At 71.8% G+C, this 20,224-nt stretch carries 15 protein-coding genes and 1 tRNA gene; 5 read left to right on the forward strand and 11 right to left on the reverse strand.

Annotation, left to right across the window (positions count from 1 at the left end; all coding sequences use genetic code 11):
* Window positions 1-40 precede the first annotated feature (40 nt).
* Window positions 41-583: a hypothetical protein gene (locus tag ACFCXS_RS30675; protein WP_376646610.1), complete on the reverse strand. Its 543-nt coding sequence runs from the start codon at window positions 581-583 to the stop codon at window positions 41-43.
* Window positions 584-752: 169 nt separating this feature from the next.
* Between ACFCXS_RS30675 and ACFCXS_RS30680 the strand changes: the two genes are divergently transcribed.
* The gene (locus ACFCXS_RS30680) at window positions 753-1,373 is read left to right on the forward strand and encodes an HDIG domain-containing metalloprotein (protein ID WP_376646611.1); all 621 of its coding nucleotides are present in this window, start codon (window positions 753-755) and stop codon (window positions 1,371-1,373) included.
* A gap of 162 nt (window positions 1,374-1,535) precedes the next feature.
* On the opposite strand, the gene fusA is transcribed toward ACFCXS_RS30680, so the two are convergent.
* The 6 genes from fusA to ACFCXS_RS30710 all read right to left on the reverse strand — a co-directional run bounded on the left by fusA (window position 1,536) and on the right by ACFCXS_RS30710 (window position 9,627).
* A complete protein-coding gene (gene fusA / locus ACFCXS_RS30685; RefSeq protein ID WP_376646612.1) occupies window positions 1,536-3,578 on the reverse strand; it encodes an elongation factor G in 2,043 nt (680 codons plus the stop codon).
* A gap of 320 nt (window positions 3,579-3,898) precedes the next feature.
* A complete protein-coding gene (locus tag ACFCXS_RS30690; protein ID WP_376646613.1) occupies window positions 3,899-4,813 on the reverse strand; it encodes a YceI family protein in 915 nt (304 codons plus the stop codon).
* A gap of 138 nt (window positions 4,814-4,951) precedes the next feature.
* Window positions 4,952-5,794: an NAD(P)H-binding protein gene (locus ACFCXS_RS30695; protein ID WP_376646614.1), complete on the reverse strand. Its 843-nt coding sequence runs from the start codon at window positions 5,792-5,794 to the stop codon at window positions 4,952-4,954.
* Window positions 5,795-5,803: 9 nt separating this feature from the next.
* Window positions 5,804-6,934 carry a maleylacetate reductase gene (locus ACFCXS_RS30700; RefSeq protein WP_376646615.1) on the reverse strand — a complete coding sequence of 377 codons (1,131 nt, stop codon included), beginning with the start codon at window positions 6,932-6,934 and terminating at the stop codon, window positions 5,804-5,806.
* On the reverse strand, window positions 6,931-7,800 hold the full coding sequence (locus ACFCXS_RS30705; RefSeq protein ID WP_376646616.1) for a dioxygenase: 870 nt from the start codon (window positions 7,798-7,800) through the stop codon (window positions 6,931-6,933). Before ACFCXS_RS30705 ends, ACFCXS_RS30700 begins: the two co-directional genes overlap by 4 nt.
* A gap of 78 nt (window positions 7,801-7,878) precedes the next feature.
* Window positions 7,879-9,627 (reverse strand): FAD-dependent oxidoreductase, encoded by a 1,749-nt coding sequence (locus ACFCXS_RS30710; RefSeq protein WP_376646617.1) that lies wholly within the window; start codon window positions 9,625-9,627, stop codon window positions 7,879-7,881.
* 209 nt (window positions 9,628-9,836) lie between these two features.
* Between ACFCXS_RS30710 and ACFCXS_RS30715 the strand changes: the two genes are divergently transcribed.
* On the forward strand, window positions 9,837-11,558 hold the full coding sequence (locus ACFCXS_RS30715) for a sigma-54-dependent Fis family transcriptional regulator (protein ID WP_376646618.1): 1,722 nt from the start codon (window positions 9,837-9,839) through the stop codon (window positions 11,556-11,558).
* A gap of 157 nt (window positions 11,559-11,715) precedes the next feature.
* Here the strand turns inward: ACFCXS_RS30715 and ACFCXS_RS30720 are convergent.
* A tRNA-Leu gene (locus ACFCXS_RS30720) sits at window positions 11,716-11,800 on the reverse strand.
* 142 nt (window positions 11,801-11,942) lie between these two features.
* Here ACFCXS_RS30720 and ACFCXS_RS30725 point away from each other — a divergent pair.
* Entirely contained in the window at window positions 11,943-13,274 is a 1,332-nt protein-coding gene (locus tag ACFCXS_RS30725) for a DUF2254 domain-containing protein (RefSeq protein ID WP_376646619.1), read from the forward strand.
* A 247-nt stretch (window positions 13,275-13,521) separates the two neighbouring features.
* Here the strand turns inward: ACFCXS_RS30725 and ACFCXS_RS30730 are convergent, their stop codons facing one another.
* Genes ACFCXS_RS30730 through sucC form a run of 3 tightly spaced genes read right to left on the reverse strand, consistent with a single transcriptional unit; the run spans window position 13,522 to window position 17,146 of the window.
* Window positions 13,522-15,063, reverse strand: a complete 1,542-nt coding sequence (locus ACFCXS_RS30730) for an aldehyde dehydrogenase family protein (protein ID WP_376646620.1) — start codon at window positions 15,061-15,063, stop codon at window positions 13,522-13,524.
* A gap of 56 nt (window positions 15,064-15,119) precedes the next feature.
* Window positions 15,120-16,001 carry a succinate--CoA ligase subunit alpha gene (sucD, locus tag ACFCXS_RS30735; RefSeq protein WP_376646621.1) on the reverse strand — a complete coding sequence of 294 codons (882 nt, stop codon included), beginning with the start codon at window positions 15,999-16,001 and terminating at the stop codon, window positions 15,120-15,122.
* A 14-nt stretch (window positions 16,002-16,015) separates the two neighbouring features.
* The gene (gene sucC / locus ACFCXS_RS30740) at window positions 16,016-17,146 is read right to left on the reverse strand and encodes an ADP-forming succinate--CoA ligase subunit beta (protein ID WP_376646622.1); all 1,131 of its coding nucleotides are present in this window, start codon (window positions 17,144-17,146) and stop codon (window positions 16,016-16,018) included.
* Window positions 17,147-17,288: 142 nt separating this feature from the next.
* Here sucC and ACFCXS_RS30745 point away from each other — a divergent pair, with 142 nt between their 5' ends.
* Both ACFCXS_RS30745 and frc read left to right on the forward strand, forming a co-directional pair.
* On the forward strand, window positions 17,289-18,971 hold the full coding sequence (locus ACFCXS_RS30745; RefSeq protein WP_376646623.1) for a thiamine pyrophosphate-binding protein: 1,683 nt from the start codon (window positions 17,289-17,291) through the stop codon (window positions 18,969-18,971).
* Between the two features lie 10 nt (window positions 18,972-18,981).
* Entirely contained in the window at window positions 18,982-20,223 is a 1,242-nt protein-coding gene (gene frc / locus ACFCXS_RS30750; protein WP_376646624.1) for a formyl-CoA transferase, read from the forward strand.
* Window position 20,224: the final 1 nt, after the last annotated feature.

The raw sequence follows: 20,224 nt of genomic DNA on the forward strand, positions 1-20,224 counted from the left end.
GACAACGGATTTTCGCGGTCCCCGCCCACCAGGGCGTCCACTACTCGATCCCCGTGGCATCGAGTAGCCGGACCACGTCCTTGCGCCCGTATCCGAGCAGTCGGGCGCGGTCGGCTGCCATCACTACCAGGTGCGCGACGATCTCGGCGGCGTATCCGTCCTTGCTGTCCGCGTCGAACCATTCCTGAGGCTTCTCGACTCCCAGGCTGTTCATGACCAGGCCGTGCTCTCGGCGGACCTCCGCGACCGTGCCGGCGACCGCGTCCAGGAGTGTCTTCCCCCGCCGTTCGCATTCCAGGGCGAAGCGCCCCCGGTCGACCGGCACGCACCCCTCCGGCGGGTGGGCCCGCAGCCCCGCGTACCTCTCGTCCCCGAACCCGGAGGCCCGGAACTCGTCGTGCACCAAGGAGAACCGATGGAACCCGGGCCGAACCGGGGGTGGAGGAGGCGTGTACTCCCACCCTGCGTCCTCGTACAACTGCCGTTTCACCTCCTCCTCTTCGGCGTGTGTCACGCTGAAACCGTTGGCCTCGTTGCGCCCTGTCGTGGTGCCGTCGGGGTTGCGGTGGAAGTGCAGGCCCATGGTGTGCTCCCGTCTCCTTGCTGAGAATGGACGACAAGTCCCGTCACCAGCTCGAACGGCCCGCAGGCCGTGCGGGTGCCCGCTCCCGGAGGCACCATCCGATCGCGTGAAAAGTGCCGCTGCGGGAACTTCCCGGCCCGGCCGGACGAGCGGTTGCTACGCTCCCCCGATGAGGATTCCCGGCCCCGCAGAGATCCGGGCGCTGCACGAGAAGTACGCGCCCACCACCGAGGCGTTCACCCTGGTCCACAGGCACTGCGAGATCGTCACGGGAATCGCCGAGCAGCTCCTTTCGGCACCCCACCTCGCCCACCTCGACGCGGAGCTGGTCCGCGCCGGCTGCCTCCTCCACGACATCGGCGTCTACCGCCTCTACGGGGATGACGGACGGCTGGACCACGCGAACTACATCCGGCACGGCCTGCTCGGCCACGAGATCCTCGAAGCGGAGGGCTTCCCCGAGGCTCTCCGCCGCTTCTGCTCCCACCACACCGGAGTGGGACTCACACGGCACGACATCGTCAGCCAGGCACTGCCCCTCCCTCCCGCCGACTTTGTCGCGGTGACGGAGGAGGAGAGGCTGGTGATGTACGCGGACAAGTTCCACACCAAGTCCCGGCCGTCGGTGCTCCTCTCCCCCGACGAATACGCCGCCTACGTCCGCCGCTTCGGCGAGGACAAGGTGACCGCTTTCGAGGCGCTGCGCTCGGAGTTCGGCGAGCCGGACCTCACCGGGGGCTTGCCGGGTTTCGAGCCGGGAGACGCCACTGCGACCTCCGTTCAGGCGTAGAACTCTCGGCGGCAACGGGCAGTACGAGCGCGTCATCAACGGCACCGGACCACCGACGACGGGGACGTCCACGGTGCCGTCGACGGTGGTCTCGTACCCGTGGCCAGCAGCGCACCGGCCCCTCCCTCCCCCCGGCGGGGGAGGGAGGGGCCGGTTCTGTACCTACCGCACCGGCGTCGCGACCGGTGCGGGCGCGTAGCCGGTGGGACGGGCCGTGAACGTGCCGCGGCCCTGCGTACGGCTGCGCAACCGGGTCGCGTAGCCGAACAGTTCGGTCAGCGGCACGGAGGCGGTGACGACGGCCGCACCGGCCCGGCTGACCGAACCGGTCACCCGGCCGCGCCGCGCGGCGAGATCGCCGAGCACACCGCCGACCGCGTCCTCGGGCACGGTGACCGTGACCTCGACGACCGGCTCCAGCAGGACCATCGCGCAGGCGCGCAGGGCCTCACGGAGACCGAGGCGGCCGGCCGTGCGGAACGCCGTGTCCGAGGAGTCCTTCACATGGGTCGCCCCGTCGGTGAGCGTGACGCGCAGCCCTGTGACCGGGTGACCGCCGAGCGGCCCCTCGGTCAGGGTGTCACGGCAGCCCGCCTCGACCGCCCGGACGTACTCCTGCGGCACCCGCCCTCCGGCCACCGCCGAGCGGAACGCGAAGCCTCCCTCCGCGCACGGCTCCACGTCGAGGACGACATGGGCGAACTGCCCCGCCCCGCCGTCCTGTTTGACGTGCCGGTACACCAGAGCGGACACGCCCCGGCCGACGGTCTCGCGGTAGCTGACCCGGGGACGACCGACGTTGACCTCCAGTCCCAGCTCCCGCCGGAGCTTCTCGACCGCCACCTCCAGGTGCAGTTCACCCATGCCGGACAGCACCGTCTGCCCGGTCTCCGGATCGGTCCGCACGACCAGCGAGGGATCCTCCTCGGTCAGCCGCGCCAGCCCCGACGCGAGCCGGTCGGTGTCACCGGCCCGGCGGGACTCGATCGCGGCCGACACCACCGGTTCGGCGACCCCGGGCGGTTCGAGGACGAGCGGCGTGTGCTGCGCGCACAGGGTCGAGCCGGCGCGTGCGGACTTCAGCCCGGTCACGGCGACGATGTCCCCGGCCACCGCCCGGTCCAGCGGGGCGTGCCGGTCCGCCTGGACGCGCAGGATCCGTCCGACCCGCTCGGTGCGCCGCGCACTCGCGTCCCACAGGGTGTCCCCCTTCTCGATCGTGCCCGAGTAGACGCGCAGACAGGTCAGGCGTCCCGTCGGGGTGGCGTGCACCTTGAACGCGAGAGCGGTGACCGGTGCCGCCGGGTCGGCGGCGCGCTCCTGCTCCTCGCCCTCGTGGGTGCCCCTGACCGGGGGCACGTCCAGGGGCGACGGCAGGTAGGCCACGACGGCGTCCAGCAGCGGTTCGACACCGCGGTTGCGGTAGGCGGAGCCGCACAGCACGACCACGCCGTCACCGTCCCGGGTCAGTTCGCGCAATGCCGAGGTGAGGGCCCCCTCGGAGAGCGTGCCGGTGCCGCAGAACTCCTCCAGCGCGCCCGGGTGCAGTTCCGCCACGGCCTCCTCCAGCGCGCGGCGGCGTGCGACGGCTTCGTCCCGCAGGACGTCCGGCACCGGCGTCTCCTCGACCGAGCCGCCCTCGTCCCACAGCAGTGCGCACATGCGCACCAGGTCGACGACGCCGGTGAAGGTGTCCTCCGCTCCGATCGGCAACTGCACGACCAGGGGCGCCGGGTGCAGTCGCTCCCGGATCGACGCCACGGCCATGTCGAGGTCGGCCCCGGCACGGTCCATCTTGTTGACGAACGCGATCCGCGGTACGCCGTGCCGGTCGGCCTGCCGCCACACCGACTCGCTCTGCGGCTCCACACCGGCGACCGCGTCGAACACGGCGACCGCCCCGTCGAGCACCCGCAGCGCACGCTCCACCTCGTCGGCGAAGTCGACGTGCCCAGGGGTGTCGATGAGGTTGATCCGGTGAGCGTCCCAGGCGCAGCTGACCGCCGCGGCGAAGATGGTGATGCCCCGGTCACGCTCCTGCGGGTCGAAGTCGGTGACGGTGGTGCCGTCGTGGACCTCGCCGCGCTTGTGGGTGGTGCCGGTGGCGAACAGGATCCGTTCGGTGACGGTGGTCTTGCCTGCGTCGACGTGGGCGAGGATACCGAGGTTGCGGACGACGGAGAGCGGGTTCGAGTGGGTACGCACAGCCCGGGGCCTTTCGGTGCGATCGGGAAACGGGGCAGCGCGATTTCGGGGCAGAACGGAGAAGATGGCACCGAAACTGACGTTACGTCAGTGCCTATGGGTGTCTGAGGCGTTCGACCCGGTCAGCCGGTGCCGCCGCGCAGCGGGCACCGGAACGACGAAGACACGAGGATCACCTCGTGGCGCGGCAGGGAGACGGCGACAGCGGTGTGGTCACGCATGGCCGTCTCCCTTCGTTCGTCGCGATGTGCCCGGCGCTCGGTAGGCGGCGCCGGGTCCGTCCGTGAGTGTAGGGAGACCGTGGGATGAGGAGCCAGGGATTATTCCGGCGGGGTGGGCGTGTCGTGGGTGCGGTACATCGCCTGGACGTCGAGTTCCAGCTGGACCGTCGGGCCGACGACCGCGATGCCGCGGGCCAGCATGGAGCGCCAGTTGAGCGTGTAGTCCTCGCGGTGCAGTTCCGCCGTCGCCAGGGCCGCGCAGCGCAGTTCCTGGCCGTAGCCGCCGTTCACGCTGCCGAGGTACGTCGTGTCCAGGGACACCGAGCGGCTGACGCCGTGCATCGTGAGGGAGCCCTGCAGCGTCCACTTGCTGCCGCCCCGGTAGGCGAAGCGGGCGCTCGTGAAGTCGATGTACGGGAAGCGCTCGACGTCGAGGAAGTCGGCGGATCGCAGGTGGTTGTCGCGGGTGGTGTTGCCCGTGGTGATGCTGGAGGCATCGATCCGGACCTGCACGCGGGAGTCGGCCATGTCCGGGGCGATCCGGATGCCGCCCTCGAAGCGTTCGAAACGGCCGTGCACATGGGCCATCCCGACGTGCTTGGCGATGAACCGGATCGCCGTGTGCGGCGGGTCGAAGAGCCAGGTTCCCGGCGTCGGCAACTGAAGCGCCTCGGCGGGCTGGAGCCAGACGCGCTCGGGGTTCGTCGGGGCGCCCGGGCCCGTCTCGATCGTCTCGCGGTGCGGCCGCAGGCCTTCCGCCGAGATGAGCAGGCTGTACCGGTCGGGCGGCAGCGCCGCGAGGAAGTACCCGTACGGATCGGTCGTGCCGCGGGCGGCCACGCGGTGGGTGTCCAGGGCGGTGACGGTGACGTCCGCGGACGCCAGGGGCGAGCCCATCGGGTCGACGACCTCGCGGGCCACGGCGCCCGCGCCGTCGGGAAGGGGGAGGGCGAGACCCGCCGCTGCGGCGGAGGTGTTCTTGAGCCACCGGCGCCGGAGCAGTGCGAGGGCCATGGTGGTCACCTTTCTTCGGGTGTGCGGCCGTACGGTCGGCGATTCAGCGCATGCCGACGGCCGCACCTTGCTGCGGTCACACCCCCTTGTCGATCTTGACGGGCCGGGCACGGGCACGGGTGTCTCAATACGAGACAGTCACGACCGTCCCCCGAAGCGGTGCGCGTGCTCGGCGGCCCACCCGGCGAAGGTGCGGGCGGGCCGGCCGGTGACCTTCTCCACGGTGCCCGAGACCGTACGGCCCACCTCCGGGGTGTTCCCGTACGCCATGAGCAGGAAGCCGATGACGTCCTCCGGAAGGCCCGTCGCCCGCCACTGCGCGAGAGCCTCTTCCTCGGTCAGCTCGACCAGGGTGATCTCCCGGCCGGCGGCCGCCGCGATCGTCTTCACCTTGTCGCCGACGGTGAGGACGTCGGGGCCGGTGATCACGTACTCCTGGCCGCCGTGGCCCTCTTCCGTGAGCGCGACCGCGGCCACGGCGCCGATGTCGCCCTCGTGGACCATCGCGCTCAGCCGGTCGACGAACGGCTCCCGCACTTCGCCGGAGGCCACGATCCCGTCCGCCCACTCCAGGGCGTTGGCCATGAACTCGACCGGCATGAGCACGGTCCAGTCCACGCCGTCGGCGGCGCGCACGGCGTCCTCCAGCGGGGTGGGGCCGCCGCCGTGCAGCACGGTGACGCGGCGGACACCGGCGGAGCGGGCGAGTTCCAGGATCCGGGGGCCGGTCTCCAACGGGCTGAAGGCGGTGTCCCCGAAGGTGATCAGGTGCAGGCCGGTGACGCCGTCGAGGGCCGCGGCCAGGCTGTCCGGCTCGGTCAGGTCGCCTTCGACGACCTCGACACTCGCCGGGAAGGCGGCCTTCCCCGCGTCTCGGGTGAGAGCACGCACCCGGTGCCCCCGCTCGAGCAGTTCGGCGACGACCTGACGGCCGACGGTTCCGGTGGCGCCGGTGACAAGGATCTGCTGCGTCTGAGTCATGCCACGACCCTAGGAAGGCTTGCGGTCACCTACTGTCCGCGAGCCGGAGTCCGGTTCTGTCCGCGAGCCGGAGTCCGGCGGGCCGCCGTCGAACGCCGCGAGCAGTACGCCCCGTACCCCCTCCTCCGTCACCTCGCGCGGGTTGGCGTACGGCTCCCCCGCGGCCCGGGCCGCCGCGGGGGTGAGGTCGGCATCCGCCAGGCCGAGTTCGGCGAGGGAGCGCGGTGCGCCGAGGCGGCCGGCCAGGTCCCACAGGGCGCGGGGCACGTCGTCGCTGCCGAGGGCGCGGCGCAGGACCGTCAACGCACGCGGGGCGGCCGGGGCGTTGTGGGCGAGGGCGTAGGGCAGGACGACGGTGTGGGTCTCGGCGTGGGGCAGGCCGTAGGTGCCGCCGAGGACGTGGCACAGCTTGTGGTGCAGTCCCATGGTCGTCGCGCCGAGGCACGCGCCGCACAGCCATGCCGCGTACAGCGCCCGGCTGCGCGCGTCGAGGTTCGCCGGATCGCCGGCCAGCCGCGGCAGCGCCCCGGCCATCGCCCGGACGCCCTCCTCGGCCATGACCGTCACCAGCGGTGAGACGTCCGGGGCGTACAGCGCCTCGACGGCGTGCGCGACGGCGTTGATCCCGCTGGTCACGGTCAGCGCCACCGGCAGGGAGAGGGTGAGCCGGGGGTCGTAGACGACGCTGCGGGGCTGGACGACCGGATCGCGGCCGGTGCGTTTGGTGCCGTGCTCGGTCAGGCCCCACACCGGCGTCATCTCCGAGCCCGAGTAGGTCGACGGTACGGCGATCAGCGGCAGTCCGGTGCGCAGGGCGATCGCCTTGCCGAGCCCGATCGCGGAGCCTCCACCGACGGCGACGCAGCCGTCCGCGCCGGCCGCCCGGACGGCCGAGACGGCCCGGTCGGCGTCCTCGACGGGCACGTGCATCCGGGCTTCGGCGTGCAGCCCGGCGCAGCTGTCGCCGAGCGCGTTTGCGACGGCCCGCGCCACCTGCTCGCCCCGGCTGCCGGACACCACGAGCAGCCGCCTCAGGCCCAGGCGCGCCGCCTCGCCCGGGGTCGCGGTGACGGCCGCGCCGGGCCGGAAGACCACCCGCTGGGGCCGGGTTTCGTAGCTGAACTCGTCCTGGAACGTCATGCGGACCGCTCCAGTACGAGGTCGAAGCGGGCGTGGCGGAAGGGGATGTCCACGCCGAACTCCCGGGCCAGCGCCGGGTCGTCGGTCTCCGTGAAGTCCTGGACGAGGCTCTGCTTCACGGCGAACACCGCGTCGGAGTCGAGGTAGTCGCCGCCGGCCACGAAGATGTGCGTGGTGACGGGTGTGTGGCCTTCGGCCGCGGCGATGAAGTGGATGTGGGCGGGGCGGTAGGGGTGCCGCCCGGTCGCGCGCAGCAGCCCGCCCACGGGGCCGTCGGTGGGGATCGGATACGCCGCCGGGACGCAGGTGCGGAACCAGAAGCGGCCCTCGGTGTCGGCGGTGAACAGCCCGCGTCCGTTGCCCGCGGGCTGGACGCCGGGTTGCTGGACGTCGTAGCAGCCCTTGTCGTCGGCCTGCCAGACGTCGACGACGGCGCCGGGCAGCGGGGTGCCGTCCGCGGATCGCACCCGGCCGCTGACGACACACCTCTCACCCCCGCCCACCAGGTCGATGTCGTCCCCGAGCGCGCGCGGCGGCGACTCGGTCAGGTGGAAGGGGCCCAGCACGGTCGACTCGGTGACCCCCGCCGCGTGATCGCCGTGGAGGGTCTCCACCAGCATGGACAGGCCCAGTACGTCCGACAGCAGGATGAACTCCTGCCGGGTGTCGGTGCAGGCCTGGCCGGTCGCCGTCAGGAAGGAGATCGCCCGCGCCCACTCCTCCTGGGTGAGACGGGTCTCGCGGGCGAAGTCGTGCAGATGGCGGACGAGGCCGGTGAGCAGTTCACGCAGCCGCGGGTCGGTGGTCCCGCGCAGGCTGGCGATGGCCTGCTCGGTGACGCCGGCCCTGGTCGCATCGATGGTCATCCCGGCTCCTCGTCGTCGACGTCCGCTTCTTCCCCATCTCTCATGATGGCGCGCTCACCCGTGCTCTCATGATGGCGCTCACCCGTGCCCGAGGATCCGCCGCAGCGCGTCCGCGAGGAGTTCCGCGGCGGCCGGAGCGGCGGCGGCGTGACGGAAGGCGACGAAGCCGTCCGGGCGGACGAGGAGGGCGCCCGCGTCGGAGGTCTCGCGCAGGCGTGCCCAGTCACCGTAGGGGTCCTCGTACTCCTGGCCGGGTCCGATCACCACGGTGTCGATCTCGATGTCCTGGGCCGAGGCCGCCCGCACCCAGTCCTCGCCGCCGATGCCGGTCAGCAGGGTGAAACGGCCCCGGCCGACGGTGTCGAGGGTGGAGAGCGTGCGGGTGCCGGAGGTGATCCAGGCGTGCGGGAGCCGCGCGCCCGGCCGGGTGGACGGCTGGTGGTGCAGTTCGGGATCGCGGGTGAAGCCGGGGTCGGGCGTGCCGTCCGGGACGATCGCGGCGGAGCTCTCCGCGAGGTAGCGCTGGTTGAGGTCGACGCCGTGTGCGTTGAACTCGTAGACCTTGAAGGCGATCGCCTCGCGCAGCTTCGCCCGCTGCTTCTCGGCGGCCTCGGTGGCGTCCTTGCGGGCGGCGATGTTGGCCCACAGCTGCGCGGGGGTCTGCGGGGAGAGCCCGTCGAGGGCCTCGAAGACCGGGGCGGTCTCACGGATGGACCGGTTGGCGCGGGTGACGATCTGCCGTCCCACCGGGGCCCGTTCGGCGGTGTAGCTGTCGAGCAGGCGGGGGTGGGCGGTGCCGTCGAGGACCAGCTTGAGCTTCCAGGCGAGGTTGTGGGCGTCCTGGATCGAGGTGTTGGAGCCGAGGCCGTTGGACGGCGGATGCCGGTGGACGGCGTCGCCGGCGCAGAAGACCCGGCCGTCGGCGTACGTCTGGGCGTACATCTCGTTGACGGTCCACGCCGAGGACGAGGTGACGGTCACGGGGATGTCGTCGTCGCCGACGAGCTTCCGGACGATCGACTCGGCGTACTCGGTCGTCAGGTCGGGGGCGCCGGCGCTCACGTCGTAGCCCCAGACGATCAGCCACTCGTTCCAGGGGCGCACGCAGCGCACCAGGCCCGCGCCGATGCCGCCGACCGTCGCGCCCGGGGCGAGGACCCAGTAGAGGGTGGAGGGGCGGTGGGCGGTGTACCTGCTCAGGTCCGCCTCGAAGACGATGTTGATGCTGCCGGCCACGCCCATCTGGCCGCCCATCGGCAGCCCGGCGTCCGCGGCGACCTTCGACCGTCCGCCGTCGGCGCCGATCAGGTACTTGGCGCGGATCTCGTAGGTGTCCCCGCGCAGCCGGTCGCGGACGGTGGCGGTGACGCCGTCGGCGTCGTGGGTGTGGGAGAGGTACTCGTTCTCGAAGCGGAGCCGGGTGCCTCGGGCGACGGCCGCGTTCACGAGGACCGGCTCCATGAGGTGCTGCGGCATGTCGCACATACGGGTGGGGCTGGCGAGTTCGTGTTCGGCCTGGACGAGCGGGTCGTTGCCCCAGGAGCGCACCCGGCCCAGTTCCTCGCCCGCCAGGCTGGTGCAGAACGTCGTGTTGCCCATCAGCTGCTGGGGGGTGGCCTGTGCGACGACCTCCTGCTCGACGCCGAGATCGCGCAGCACCTCCATGGTGCGCTGGTTGGTGATGTGCGCCCGGGGTGTGTCGGCGAGGCGCGCGTAGCGGGTCACCACGATGTTGGGGACACCGTAGGTGCTCAGGGCGAGCGCGGCCGAGGCACCGGCCGGGCCGCTGCCCACGATCAGGACGTCGGTCTCGACGACGGTGGCCATGCGGCGCTCCTGCGGAAGAGGGATTCGGGCGGCGGATGCGGAACGTGCATGATCATGGGGTGCTCCGGCCGGGCGCGGGTGTCTCATTACGAGACACCGGGTTCCGGCGAAGGGGGCGCCGGGTTCCTCGTGGAGCGACCCCGCGGAGCCGGGCTTCGGGACCCGCGGTTGTTTCCTGTTCAACCGAACCCGTTACGGTGGGCCGTGCCGTGACCACCACAGACCCCTCCCCCGCAGCCACCGCCCGGCCCTCCCTGGGTCTCGCCCGCGAGCGGTTCCTGTCGGGGCGCCCGCTGCCCCGGGGCGTGCCGGAGGACGTCGTCGCGGCGTGGCGGCGGGCGCGGTTCTTCGGCGTGCCGCACGACTTGGCGGCGCCGGCGACCTGTCCCCCGCTCGCCGGGGAGCCGGCACTGCTCGGCGCCGCCCGGCCGGTGCTGGACCGGATCGTCCCGGCGCGGGGCGTGGACGGGACGGTGCTCGTCCTGACCGATGAGCGGCTGCGCGTGCTGTGGACGGCCGGGAACACGGCGGAGTTCGGGGCGTGCGGCGACCTGTCGGAGCAGAAGGTCGGCCACAACAGCGCGGCGCTCGCCGTGCGTGTGAGAGGCCGGGCCGAGGTGCACGGACCCGAACACTTCCTCGACCGGTGGCAGGGTGTGTCCGCGGTCAGCGTCCCGGTGCTCGGGCCGCAGAGCGGACAGATCCTGGGCACCGTGACCGCCGTGACACGATTGTGTGCCCCGGGAGCGCCGCACCCGCAGGCGGCCCTGGCAGAGGCGACGGTCGCGGCGATCGAGACGGAGCTGCGGGCACGGGCCGGGTGGGACGAGCGGGTGTTGCTGGACGCCTACCTGCGGGCGGCGCGGGGGCCGGACCGGGCCGTGGCGGCACTCGACGGCCGCAACCGGCTGGTCAGTGAGGCGGCGCAGCGGCTGCTGACACCCGAGGTGCTCGGGGTGCTGGAGCGTACGGCGGCCGGAGCGCGGGACACGGACGTCACGGGCTTCGCGACGCTGCCGGAGGGAGCCGGGTGCACCGCGCGCGTCACCCCGGTGTGCCGGGACGGCAGGACCATCGGGATCGTGGCCGCCCTGGAACCGCTCGACGATCCGGAGCAAAAGGCCTCGGCCCCGGTCCCGGCCCCGCCGGTGACCCTGACCGGCTCCTCGGTCTCCTGGCGGCACGCCGTCGGGCATGCCGTCGAACTGGCCCGTTCCCGGGAGCCCCTGCTGCTCACCGGTGAGCGCGGCACGGGCAAGTCCGCGCTGGCACGGGAGCTGTTCGGGCAGAGCCCCGTCCAGGTCGCCGACGCGGCGCGGGACACCGGCCTCGACCAGGCCCTGCCCGGGTGGCGCTCCGATCGCCTCCTCCTGCTCCGGCACGCCGAGCGCCTCGCTCAGCCCGGCGTGGCGGCGCTCAACTCCCTGCTCGACCAGCACCCGGACAGCCGGCTGCTGATCACCTACACACCCGGCGCGGCCGCCGGTCCCTGCCTGCAGCGCCTGCTGGACAAACTGTCCGCCCGCTCGGTGTCCCTGCCGCCGCTACGGGAACGCGCCGAGGACATACGGGAACTCCTGCCGGCCCTCACGCCCCGCACGGCGCCCGGGCAACCGCCGCTGACCTGGACCCTGGACGCCCTGCACGCGCTGGAGCGCTACCCGTGGCCCGGCAACGTCACCGAGCTGGCTCACGTCGTACGAGCCCTCGCGGAGCACCGGCGGGTGTCCGGTCCGGTCCGCCGGGCGGAGCTGCCGGACGCGGTCCGGGAAGGACCGGCCGCTCGTCCGCTCAGCCCGATGGAGCATGCCGAGCGGGCCGCGATCCTGGAGGCGCTGCGCCGCCACGGGGGCAACAAGGCTCGCGCGGCGGCCGCGCTGGGAATCGGCCGGGCGACGCTGTACCGCAAGCTGCGGGGGTACCGGCGCTGATCCCCCCCGGGGGGGAGGGGTGATGCACAACGCCTCGGGCGACACGGACAGCTCGGCTGACACCGACAACTCGAGCGACACCGACAGCTCGGGCGCCTCACCACAGCACAACAGCTCGGGCGGGTCGAGAAGATCTCGACCCGCCCGAGCTGGTCTGTGTCCGAGGGGGGACTTGAACCCCCACGCCCGATAAAGGGCACTAGCACCTCAAGCTAGCGCGTCTGCCATTCCGCCACCCGGACCAGGTGTCTGCCGCCGTGCCAGGGGTGTTCCCCGCGGCGACATGGACAACCATACCAAGCTTTCGGAGCGCCTTTCACCTGCGTTTCCGTGCGCCTGGCGGGGGTCCGGGACCTCGCGCACCGATACCTCTAGGGTCGCACCATGAGTGACTGGATGGTTACGCAGAGACCCTCGGCGGGGCGTCGCCCGCGTGCGCTGTCGCCGCTCAGGGAGCACTTGCGGGACACGTTCTGGTTCGCCCCCACCGCGGCGATGGTCGGTGTCTTCGTGGTCTGGGTCGGCGCGGAGGCGCTCGACGCGGCCGTCGTCGACGCGCTCCAGCAGGACGGTGACTACGAGACGCTCGGCGAGCTGCTGCGGTTCGCCGAGGACGCGAAGGCCGTGGTGAGCGCGGTCGGCTCGGCGATGATGACCTTCATCGGTGTGGTCTTCAGCATCTCGCTGGTGGCCGTGCAGATGGCGAGCGGGCAGTTCACCCCGCGCGTGGTGCGGCTCTTCGTGCGCAGCCGGATCACCAAGGCGACCTTCGCGGTCTTCCTGTCGACCTTCGTGCTGACCCTGCTGGTCCTGACGAGCTTCGACAGCGTCGACGACCCCCGGGCCGTCACGACGGTGCCTCTGGTGCAGTCGGTCCTCACCCTCTGCATGGTCGCCCTGAGCCTCCTGCTGTTCGTCCTGTACGTGAACGCCACCCTGCGGCTGATGCGGATCAGCCATGTGATCGCGCGGATCGCCTCGGAGTCGTTCCGCGTGGTCGCCTCCATGCCCGTGCCGGTGGGCGGGCCGGACACGCCGGGCCTGGGCAGCGAGACCGCGTGGGTGCCGCACGAGGGCCGGGCCGGAGTGCTGCGGGACGTGCACATCGCGCGCCTGGTGCGGGTGGGGCGCAAACACGGAGTCGTGCTGCGGCTGATCCCGCGGATCGGGGACTTCGTGGTGCCCGGGATGCCCGTGCTGGCGGTGCACGGCGGGCCGGTCCCGCCGCGCAGGGCGCTGCGCTACGCGATCTCGGTGGGAGTGGAGCGGACCTACCACCAGGATCTCGGTTTCGGACTGCGGCAGTTGTCCGACATCGCACTGCGTGCCCTGTCCCCCGCGATCAACGATCCGACGACCGCCGTCCAGGCGCTGGACCGCGTCGTCCAGTTCCTGGCCGCGCTGAGCCGGCGTCCGCTGGACGCCGCGCTGCACCGGGACCGGGCCGGCGCGGTGCGGCTGGTGCAGCCCGTGCCCGGCTGGACCGAGCTGGTGGATCTCGGGTTCACCGAGGCACGGGGGTGCGCCGTCGGCAGCCCGCAGATCTCCCGGCGCATGCTGGCCGGTCTCGACGACCTGCTCCTGCTCGCGCCGCCGGAGCGCCGGGAGCCGCTGCTGCGCCACCGCGAACTGCTCCGGCAGGCGGTCGATCTCGCCGCGGCGACCCCGCCGGACCGGGACTTCGCCCTGCGCCCGGACCGGCAGGGCATCGGCTGAAACGACGTCTCGGAGCGCCGGGCCGACGTCGGACCGTGCCCACAGGCGAGGCCCGCTGCCGGGCGTCGCCCGCACCGACACACAGGCCCCCTGCCGGACTTCGCCCGCACCCGCACGCAGGCCACCTGCCGGACCTCGCCCGCACCACACACAGGCCCCCGCCGGACGCCGGGCCGCTACGGCGTCCGACGCCGGCCCCCCTCATCGCGAACCCCGCGGGGAACCGGCGCCGGACGCGCCCCCCTGGTCAGGGCAGCAGCTGGTATTCCGGGAAGTTGCCCGGCAGCCGCTCCCCCTGCGGTCCTCGCGTCACCGCCCGCACGAGCAGGTCGCCGCCGACGAACGCACCGCGCCAGGACGCGCCGAGCCCGCCGAACAGCTCGTCGCGATCGCCCCGGGAGCGGGGCGTGCCGTGGCCGACCTTGAACGCGCGGATGTGCGGGGCGAGCCGCTCGTACGTCGCCCGGTCGTCGGTGGACAGGGTGGCGACCAGCGCGCCGTTGGAAGCGTTCATCGCGGCCAGCAGCTCCGCCTCCGTGTCGACCAGGACGATCGTGTCGACCGGGCCGAACGGCTCCGCGTGGTGCAGCGGGGAGGACGAAGGCGGGTTGAGGAGCGTGACGGGCTGGACGTAGGCGGAGGTGTCCTGGCCGGGCAGGAAGCGGGCGTCGCCGGGCGTGGCGCGGTGCAGCGGTACGGCGCCGCGTTCGATCGCCACGGCGACCTGGTCCTGCAGTTCCTTCGACTTGGCCGCGTTGATCACCGGCCCGAAGTCCAGCTCCGGGTACGGGTCGTCGGGCTGCTCCACCGCGAGCGGATGCCCGACCCTGAGCGTGCGCACCGCCGGGAGGTAGGCCGCCAGGAACGCGTCGAACAGGTGCCGCTGGACGACGAAGCGCGGGTACGCCGTGCAGCGCTGCTTGCCGTAGTCGAAGAGCTTGGGGATCACCGCGGCGAAGGTGTCCCAGTCCGAGTGGTTCCACAAGCCCCAGGTGTTGAGTCCCTCCTGTTCGAGGACGTGTCGTTTGCCGAGGTCGGCGACGGCTGTGGCCACCGCGGCTCCGGTGTCGCGGCCGCCGACGAAGGAGACGCAGCCGATCTCGGGCGCCCGCACCAGCGCCTGGGACAGCTCGCCTCCGCTGCCGCTGACGAGGGTCACGGGAACTCCCTCGCGGGCGGCGAGAGCACAGGCCAGGGTCAGACAGGCGACACCGCCGTCGGTCGGGGTCTTGGCGATGACCGCGTTGCCTGCCAGTGCCTGGACCAGCATTGCGTGAACGAGCACGCTCATCGGGTAGTTCCAGCTGGCGATGTTGGACACCGGGCCGTCCAGCGGGGAGCGGCCGGCGAGCATCGGTTCGACGCCGTCGACGTACCAGCGGACCCCGTCGATGGCCCGGTCGACGTCCGCCTGGGCGAGGCGCCAGGGCTTGCCGATCTCCCAGACGAGCAGGAGGGCGAGCAGCGTGCGGTGCTCGGTGAGGGCGTCGAGGGTGGCCGCGACCCGGGCCCGGCGCTCCTCCAGGGGGAGGTGACGCCAGGCGCGGTGCTGGTCGAGTGCGGCGCACACGGCCCGGTGGGCGGTGGTTCCGTCCAGGCGGGGTGGGCCTGCGACAGGGCTGCCGTCGACCGGGCTGACGGCGGGCAGGACCCGTCCGTCCTCCTGCCAGGCGCCGTTCCAGAGGTTGAGGAGCCGGTCGTCGCGGAAGGCCTCGGGAGCGACGGCGAGGCAGCGCTGCCACGCGTCGGACCAGGACGTGCCGGTCTTGAGGGTGAGGGTGGGTGCCATGGGGTTGCTCCGCTCTCGGTGCACAGTCGGGGGCGGGAATCGGTCCGGGCGGGCCGCTATCGCGCTGCGAGGCGCTCGAGCACCAGCTTCGCCGTCTCGGTCGGTGTGCTTCCCACGCTCACCCCGGCCGCCTCCAGAGCCTCCTTCTTCGCGGTGGCCGTGCCGGACGAGCCGGACACGATCGCACCCGCGTGCCCCATGGTCTTGCCCTCGGGTGCCGTGAATCCGGCGATGTAGCCGACGACGGGCTTGGTGACGTGCTCGCGGATGTAGGCCGCCGCGCGTTCCTCCGCGTCCCCGCCGATCTCGCCGATGAGGACGATCAGTTCGGTGTCGGGATCGTCCTGGAAGGCGGCGAGGCAGTCGATGTGCGTGGTGCCCACGACGGGGTCGCCGCCGATGCCGACGCAGGTGGAGAAGCCGATGTCGCGCAGTTCGTACATGAGCTGGTACGTGAGCGTGCCCGACTTGGAGACCAGGCCGATGCGGCCCGGCTTGGTGATGTCGGCCGGGATGATGCCCGCGTTGGACTGGCCGGGGGTGATGAGGCCCGGGCAGTTGGGGCCGACGATGCGGGTGCCCTTGTCCTTGGCGTGGGCGGCGAAGGCGACGGAGTCGTGGACGGGGATGCCCTCGGTGATGACGACAGCGAGGCCGATGCCGGCGTCGGCGGCTTCGACGACGGCCGCCTTGGCGAAGGCGGGCGGGACGAAGACGACGGTGACGTCGGCTCCGGTTTCGCGCATGCCCTCGGCGACGGAGCCGAAGACCGGCACGGCACGGTCGTCGAAGTCGACGGTGCGGCCGGCCTTGCGCGGGTTGACGCCGCCGACGACGTCGGTTCCGGCCGCGAGCATGCGCCGGGTGTGCTTCATGCCCTCGCCACCGGTCATGCCCTGGACGAGGACCTTGCTCTCCTTGGTGAGGTAGATGGCCATCGCGTTCCCTCTCCTCAGGCCGTGGCGGCGAGTTCGGCGGCACGGGCGGCGGCGCCGTCCATGGTGGTGACCTGCTGGACCAGCGGATGCGCGTGCTCGTCGAGGATGGCCCGGCCCCGCGCCGCGTTGTTGCCGTCCAGGCGGACGACCAGCGGCTTGGTCAACCGCACGGATTGAAGGGCCTGCACGATGCCGTCGGCGACCGCGTCACAGGCCGTGATCCCGCCGAAGACGTTGACGAAGACGGATTTCACGGCCGGGTCGGAGAGGATGACCGACAAGCCGTCCGCCATGATCCGGGCGCTCGCTCCGCCCCCGATGTCCAGAAAGTTGGCCGGTCGCGCGCCGCACCCCGCGACCACGTCCAGCGTCGACATGACGAGACCGGCGCCGTTGCCGATGATGCCGACCTCGCCGTCCAGCTTGACGTAGTTGAGGCCCTTCGCGGCGGCGGCCGCCTCCAGCGCGTCGTCGTGCTCCGCGTCGTCCGCGCCCCAGCGCGCCTGCCGGAAGCGCGCGTTGTCGTCAAGGGTGACCTTGCCGTCGAGGGCCAGGATCCGGCCCTCCTTCGTGCGGACCAGCGGGTTGACCTCGACGAGGAGGGCGTCCTCGCGGACCAGGACCTCCCACAGCCGTACGAGGACGTCCACGGCCTGCTGCGGCAGCTCCGCCGCCTCGGCGATCTCGCCCGCCTTCGCGGTGGTCACTCCCTCGGCGGGGTCGATGGGGACACGGGCCACGGCCTCGGGGCGGGTGGCGGCGACCTCCTCGATCTCCATGCCGCCTTCCGCGGAGGCGATCGCGAGGAAGCGGCCCGCCGCGCGGTCGAGTACGTAGGACACGTAGAACTCGGTCCCGATGGCGACCGGTTGGGCCAGCATCACCGTGCCGACCGTGTGTCCCTTGATGTCCATGCCGAGGATCTGGCGCGCGGTCAGCTCGGCGGCGGCCGGGTCGGCGGCGATCCTCACACCGCCGGCCTTGCCACGCCCACCGGTCTTCACCTGGGCTTTCACCACGACCCGGCCGCCGAGCCGGCGTGCGATCCCGCGCGCCTCCTTGGGCGAGTCGGTCACCTCGGCCCGCGGCACCAAGATGCCGTGTTCTTCGAAGAGTTCTCTTGCCTGGTGTTCGTACAGGTCCATTTCGGCTCCTGACTGAAAATGCCGCACGCCCCCTGGACACCACCCACCGGATGCGGGATAACAAGCTTCATACAGTATTCGTCGACTGTATGCAATGTACTGCGAGCCGCTCCAAACCCCTACGAAGGGACAGGACTTCGCCATGCCCGACGACACCCAGGACTTGATTTCCGGTGGTCATCTCGTAGCCAAGGCACTGAAGGCCGAGGGGGTCGACCGCATCTACACCCTGTGCGGTGGCCACATCATCGACATCTACGACGGCTGCGTCGACGAGGGCATCGAGGTCGTCGACGTACGCCACGAGCAGGTCGCCGCCCACGCCGCCGACGGCTACGCCCGCATCACCGGCAAGCCCGGCTGCGCCGTGGTCACCGCGGGCCCCGGCACGACCGACGCCGTCACCGGTGTCGCCAACGCCTTCCGCGCGGAGTCCCCGATGCTGCTGATCGGCGGTCAGGGGGCCCTCACCCAGCACAAGATGGGGTCCCTGCAGGACCTGCCGCACGTCGACATGATGAACCCCATCACCAAGTTCTCGGCGACCGTGCCGGACACGGCCCGCGCCGCGGACATGGTGTCCATGGCGTTCCGCGAGTGCTTCCACGGCGCGCCCGGACCCTCCTTCCTGGAGATTCCGCGCGACGTGCTGGACGCCAAGGTCCCGGCCGCCAAGGCACGCGTGCCGCAGGAAGGCGCCTACCGCGCCTCGACCCGCTCGGCCGGCGACCCCGAGGCCATCGAGAAACTCGCCGACCTGCTGGTGCACGCCGAGAAGCCGGCCGTCCTGCTCGGCAGCCAGGTCTGGACGACCCGGGGCACCGAAGCGGCCATCGAGCTGGTCCGGACCCTCAACATCCCCGCCTACATGAACGGCGCGGGACGCGGCACCCTCCCGCCCGGCGACCCGCACCACTTCCAGCTCTCCCGCCGGTACGCCTTCTCCAATGCCGACGTCATCGTCATCGTCGGCACGCCCTTCGACTTCCGCATGGGCTACGGCAAGCGGCTGTCCCCGGACGCGACCGTCGTGCAGATCGACCTCGACTACCGCACGGTCGGCAAGAACCGCGACATCGACCTCGGCATCGTGGGAGACGCCGGGCTGGTGCTGAAGTCGGTCACCGAGGCGGCCTCCGGACGCATCAACGGCGGTGCGTCCAAGCGCAAGGAGTGGCTGGACGAGCTGCGCGCGGCCGAGCAGACCGCGCTGGAGAAGCGGCTGCCCAACCTGAAGTCGAACGCCTCCCCCATCCACCCCTACCGCCTGGTCAGCGAGATCAACGACTTCCTCACCGAGGACTCCATCTACATCGGCGACGGCGGCGACATCGTCACCTTCTCCGGTCAGGTCGTGCAGCCCAAGTCGCCCGGGCACTGGATGGACCCCGGTCCCCTCGGCACGCTCGGCGTCGGCGTCCCCTTCGTGCTCGCGGCCAAGCAGGCGCGGCCCGACAAGGAGGTCGTCGCGCTCTTCGGTGACGGCGCGTTCTCCCTCACCGGCTGGGACTTCGAAACCCTCGTCCGGTACAACCTCCCGTTCGTCGGCATCGTCGGCAACAACTCCTCCATGAACCAGATCCGCTACGGCCAGGCCGCCAAGTACGGCAAGGAACGCGAGCGGATCGGCAACACCCTCGGCGACGTCCGCTACGACGAGTTCGCCCGCATGCTCGGCGGCCACGGCGAGGAGGTCCGCGACCCCGCCGACATCGGCCCGGCCCTGCAGCGCGCCCGCGAGTCCGGCAAGCCGTCGCTCATCAACGTCTGGGTCGACCCCGACGCGTACGCCCCCGGAACCATGAACCAGACCATGTACAAGTGAGGTGCCCGCGATGACCGCTACCTCCACCAAAGCCCTCGAAGGCATCCGCGTCCTGGACATGACCCACGTCCAGTCCGGGCCGTCGGCGACGCAGCTGCTCGCCTGGCTCGGCGCGGACGTCGTCAAGCTGGAGGCGCCGACCGGCGACATCACGCGCAAGCAGTTGCGTGACCTGCCGGACGTCGACTCCCTCTACTTCACGATGCTCAACTGCAACAAGCGGAGCATCACCCTCAACACCAAGACCGAGCGCGGCAAGGAGATCCTCACCGAGCTGATCCGGCGCTCCGACGTCATGGTCGAGAACTTCGGCCCGGGTGCGGTGGACCGGATGGGCTTCACCTGGGACCGCATCCAGGAGATCAATCCACGGATCGTCTATGCCTCCATCAAGGGGTTCGGCGAGGGCCCGTACACCAACTTCAAGGCGTACGAGGTCGTCGCGCAGGCCATGGGCGGGTCGATGTCGACCACCGGCTTCGAGGACGGACCGCCGCTGGCGACGGGGGCCCAGATCGGGGACTCGGGGACGGGTGTGCACGCCGTGGCGGGCATCCTCGCCGCGCTCTACCAACGGGAGCGCACCGGGCGCGGGCAGCGGGTCAACGTGGCCATGCAGCACGCCGTACTCAACCTGTGCCGGGTGAAGCTGCGGGATCAGCAGCGTCTGGCACACGGGCCGCTCGCTGAATATCCCAACGAGGACTTCGGCGACGAGGTTCCCAGGTCCGGGAACGCGTCCGGCGGCGGACAGCCCGGCTGGGCGGTCAAGTGCGCGCCGGGCGGCCCGAACGACTACGTGTACGTCATCGTGCAGCCCGTCGGCTGGCAGCCGATCAGCGAGCTCATCGGCCGGCCCGAGCTGGCCGACGACCCCGAGTGGGCGACGCCCGAGGCGCGGCTGCCCAAGCTGGGCAAGATGTTCCAGCTGATCGAGGAGTGGTCCTCCACCCTGCCCAAGTGGGAGGTGCTGGAGCGGCTCAACGCGCACAACATCCCGTGCGGGCCGATCCTGTCCACCCGGGAGATCATCGAGGACCGTTCGCTGGTCGCCAACGAGATGGTCGTCACCGTCCCGCACCCCGAGCGCGGCGACTTCGTGACCGTCGGCAGCCCGCTCAAGCTGTCCGACTCGCCCGTCGACGTGACCAGCTCACCCCTGCTCGGCGAGCACAACGAAGAGGTGTACGTCGGCGAACTCGGCCTCGGCGACGAGGAAGTGCGCCTGCTCAAGTCGAACGGAGTGATCTGAC

Source organism: Streptomyces sp. NPDC056373 (genome assembly GCF_042262425.1).
Classification (GTDB): Bacteria; Actinomycetota; Actinomycetes; order Streptomycetales; family Streptomycetaceae; genus Streptomyces.

Bases quoted from the DNA above. Each gene is read 5' to 3' on its own strand.
- sucD (WP_376646621.1), bottom strand. From the start codon at position 16,001: ATGGCCATCTACCTCACCAAGGAGAGCAAGGTCCTCGTCCAGGGCATG.
- sucC (WP_376646622.1), bottom strand. From the start codon at position 17,146: ATGGACCTGTACGAACACCAGGCAAGAGAACTCTTCGAAGAACACGGC.
- ACFCXS_RS30745 (WP_376646623.1), top strand. From the start codon at position 17,289: ATGCCCGACGACACCCAGGACTTGATTTCCGGTGGTCATCTCGTAGCC.
- ACFCXS_RS30695 (WP_376646614.1), bottom strand. From the start codon at position 5,794: ATGACTCAGACGCAGCAGATCCTTGTCACCGGCGCCACCGGAACCGTC.
- frc (WP_376646624.1), top strand. From the start codon at position 18,982: ATGACCGCTACCTCCACCAAAGCCCTCGAAGGCATCCGCGTCCTGGAC.
- ACFCXS_RS30730 (WP_376646620.1), bottom strand. From the start codon at position 15,063: ATGGCACCCACCCTCACCCTCAAGACCGGCACGTCCTGGTCCGACGCG.
- ACFCXS_RS30705 (WP_376646616.1), bottom strand. From the start codon at position 7,800: ATGACCATCGATGCGACCAGGGCCGGCGTCACCGAGCAGGCCATCGCC.
- ACFCXS_RS30700 (WP_376646615.1), bottom strand. From the start codon at position 6,934: ATGACGTTCCAGGACGAGTTCAGCTACGAAACCCGGCCCCAGCGGGTG.
- ACFCXS_RS30710 (WP_376646617.1), bottom strand. From the start codon at position 9,627: ATGGCCACCGTCGTCGAGACCGACGTCCTGATCGTGGGCAGCGGCCCG.
- ACFCXS_RS30680 (WP_376646611.1), top strand. From the start codon at position 753: ATGAGGATTCCCGGCCCCGCAGAGATCCGGGCGCTGCACGAGAAGTAC.
- ACFCXS_RS30725 (WP_376646619.1), top strand. From the start codon at position 11,943: ATGAGTGACTGGATGGTTACGCAGAGACCCTCGGCGGGGCGTCGCCCG.
- ACFCXS_RS30675 (WP_376646610.1), bottom strand. From the start codon at position 583: ATGGGCCTGCACTTCCACCGCAACCCCGACGGCACCACGACAGGGCGC.
- ACFCXS_RS30690 (WP_376646613.1), bottom strand. From the start codon at position 4,813: ATGGCCCTCGCACTGCTCCGGCGCCGGTGGCTCAAGAACACCTCCGCC.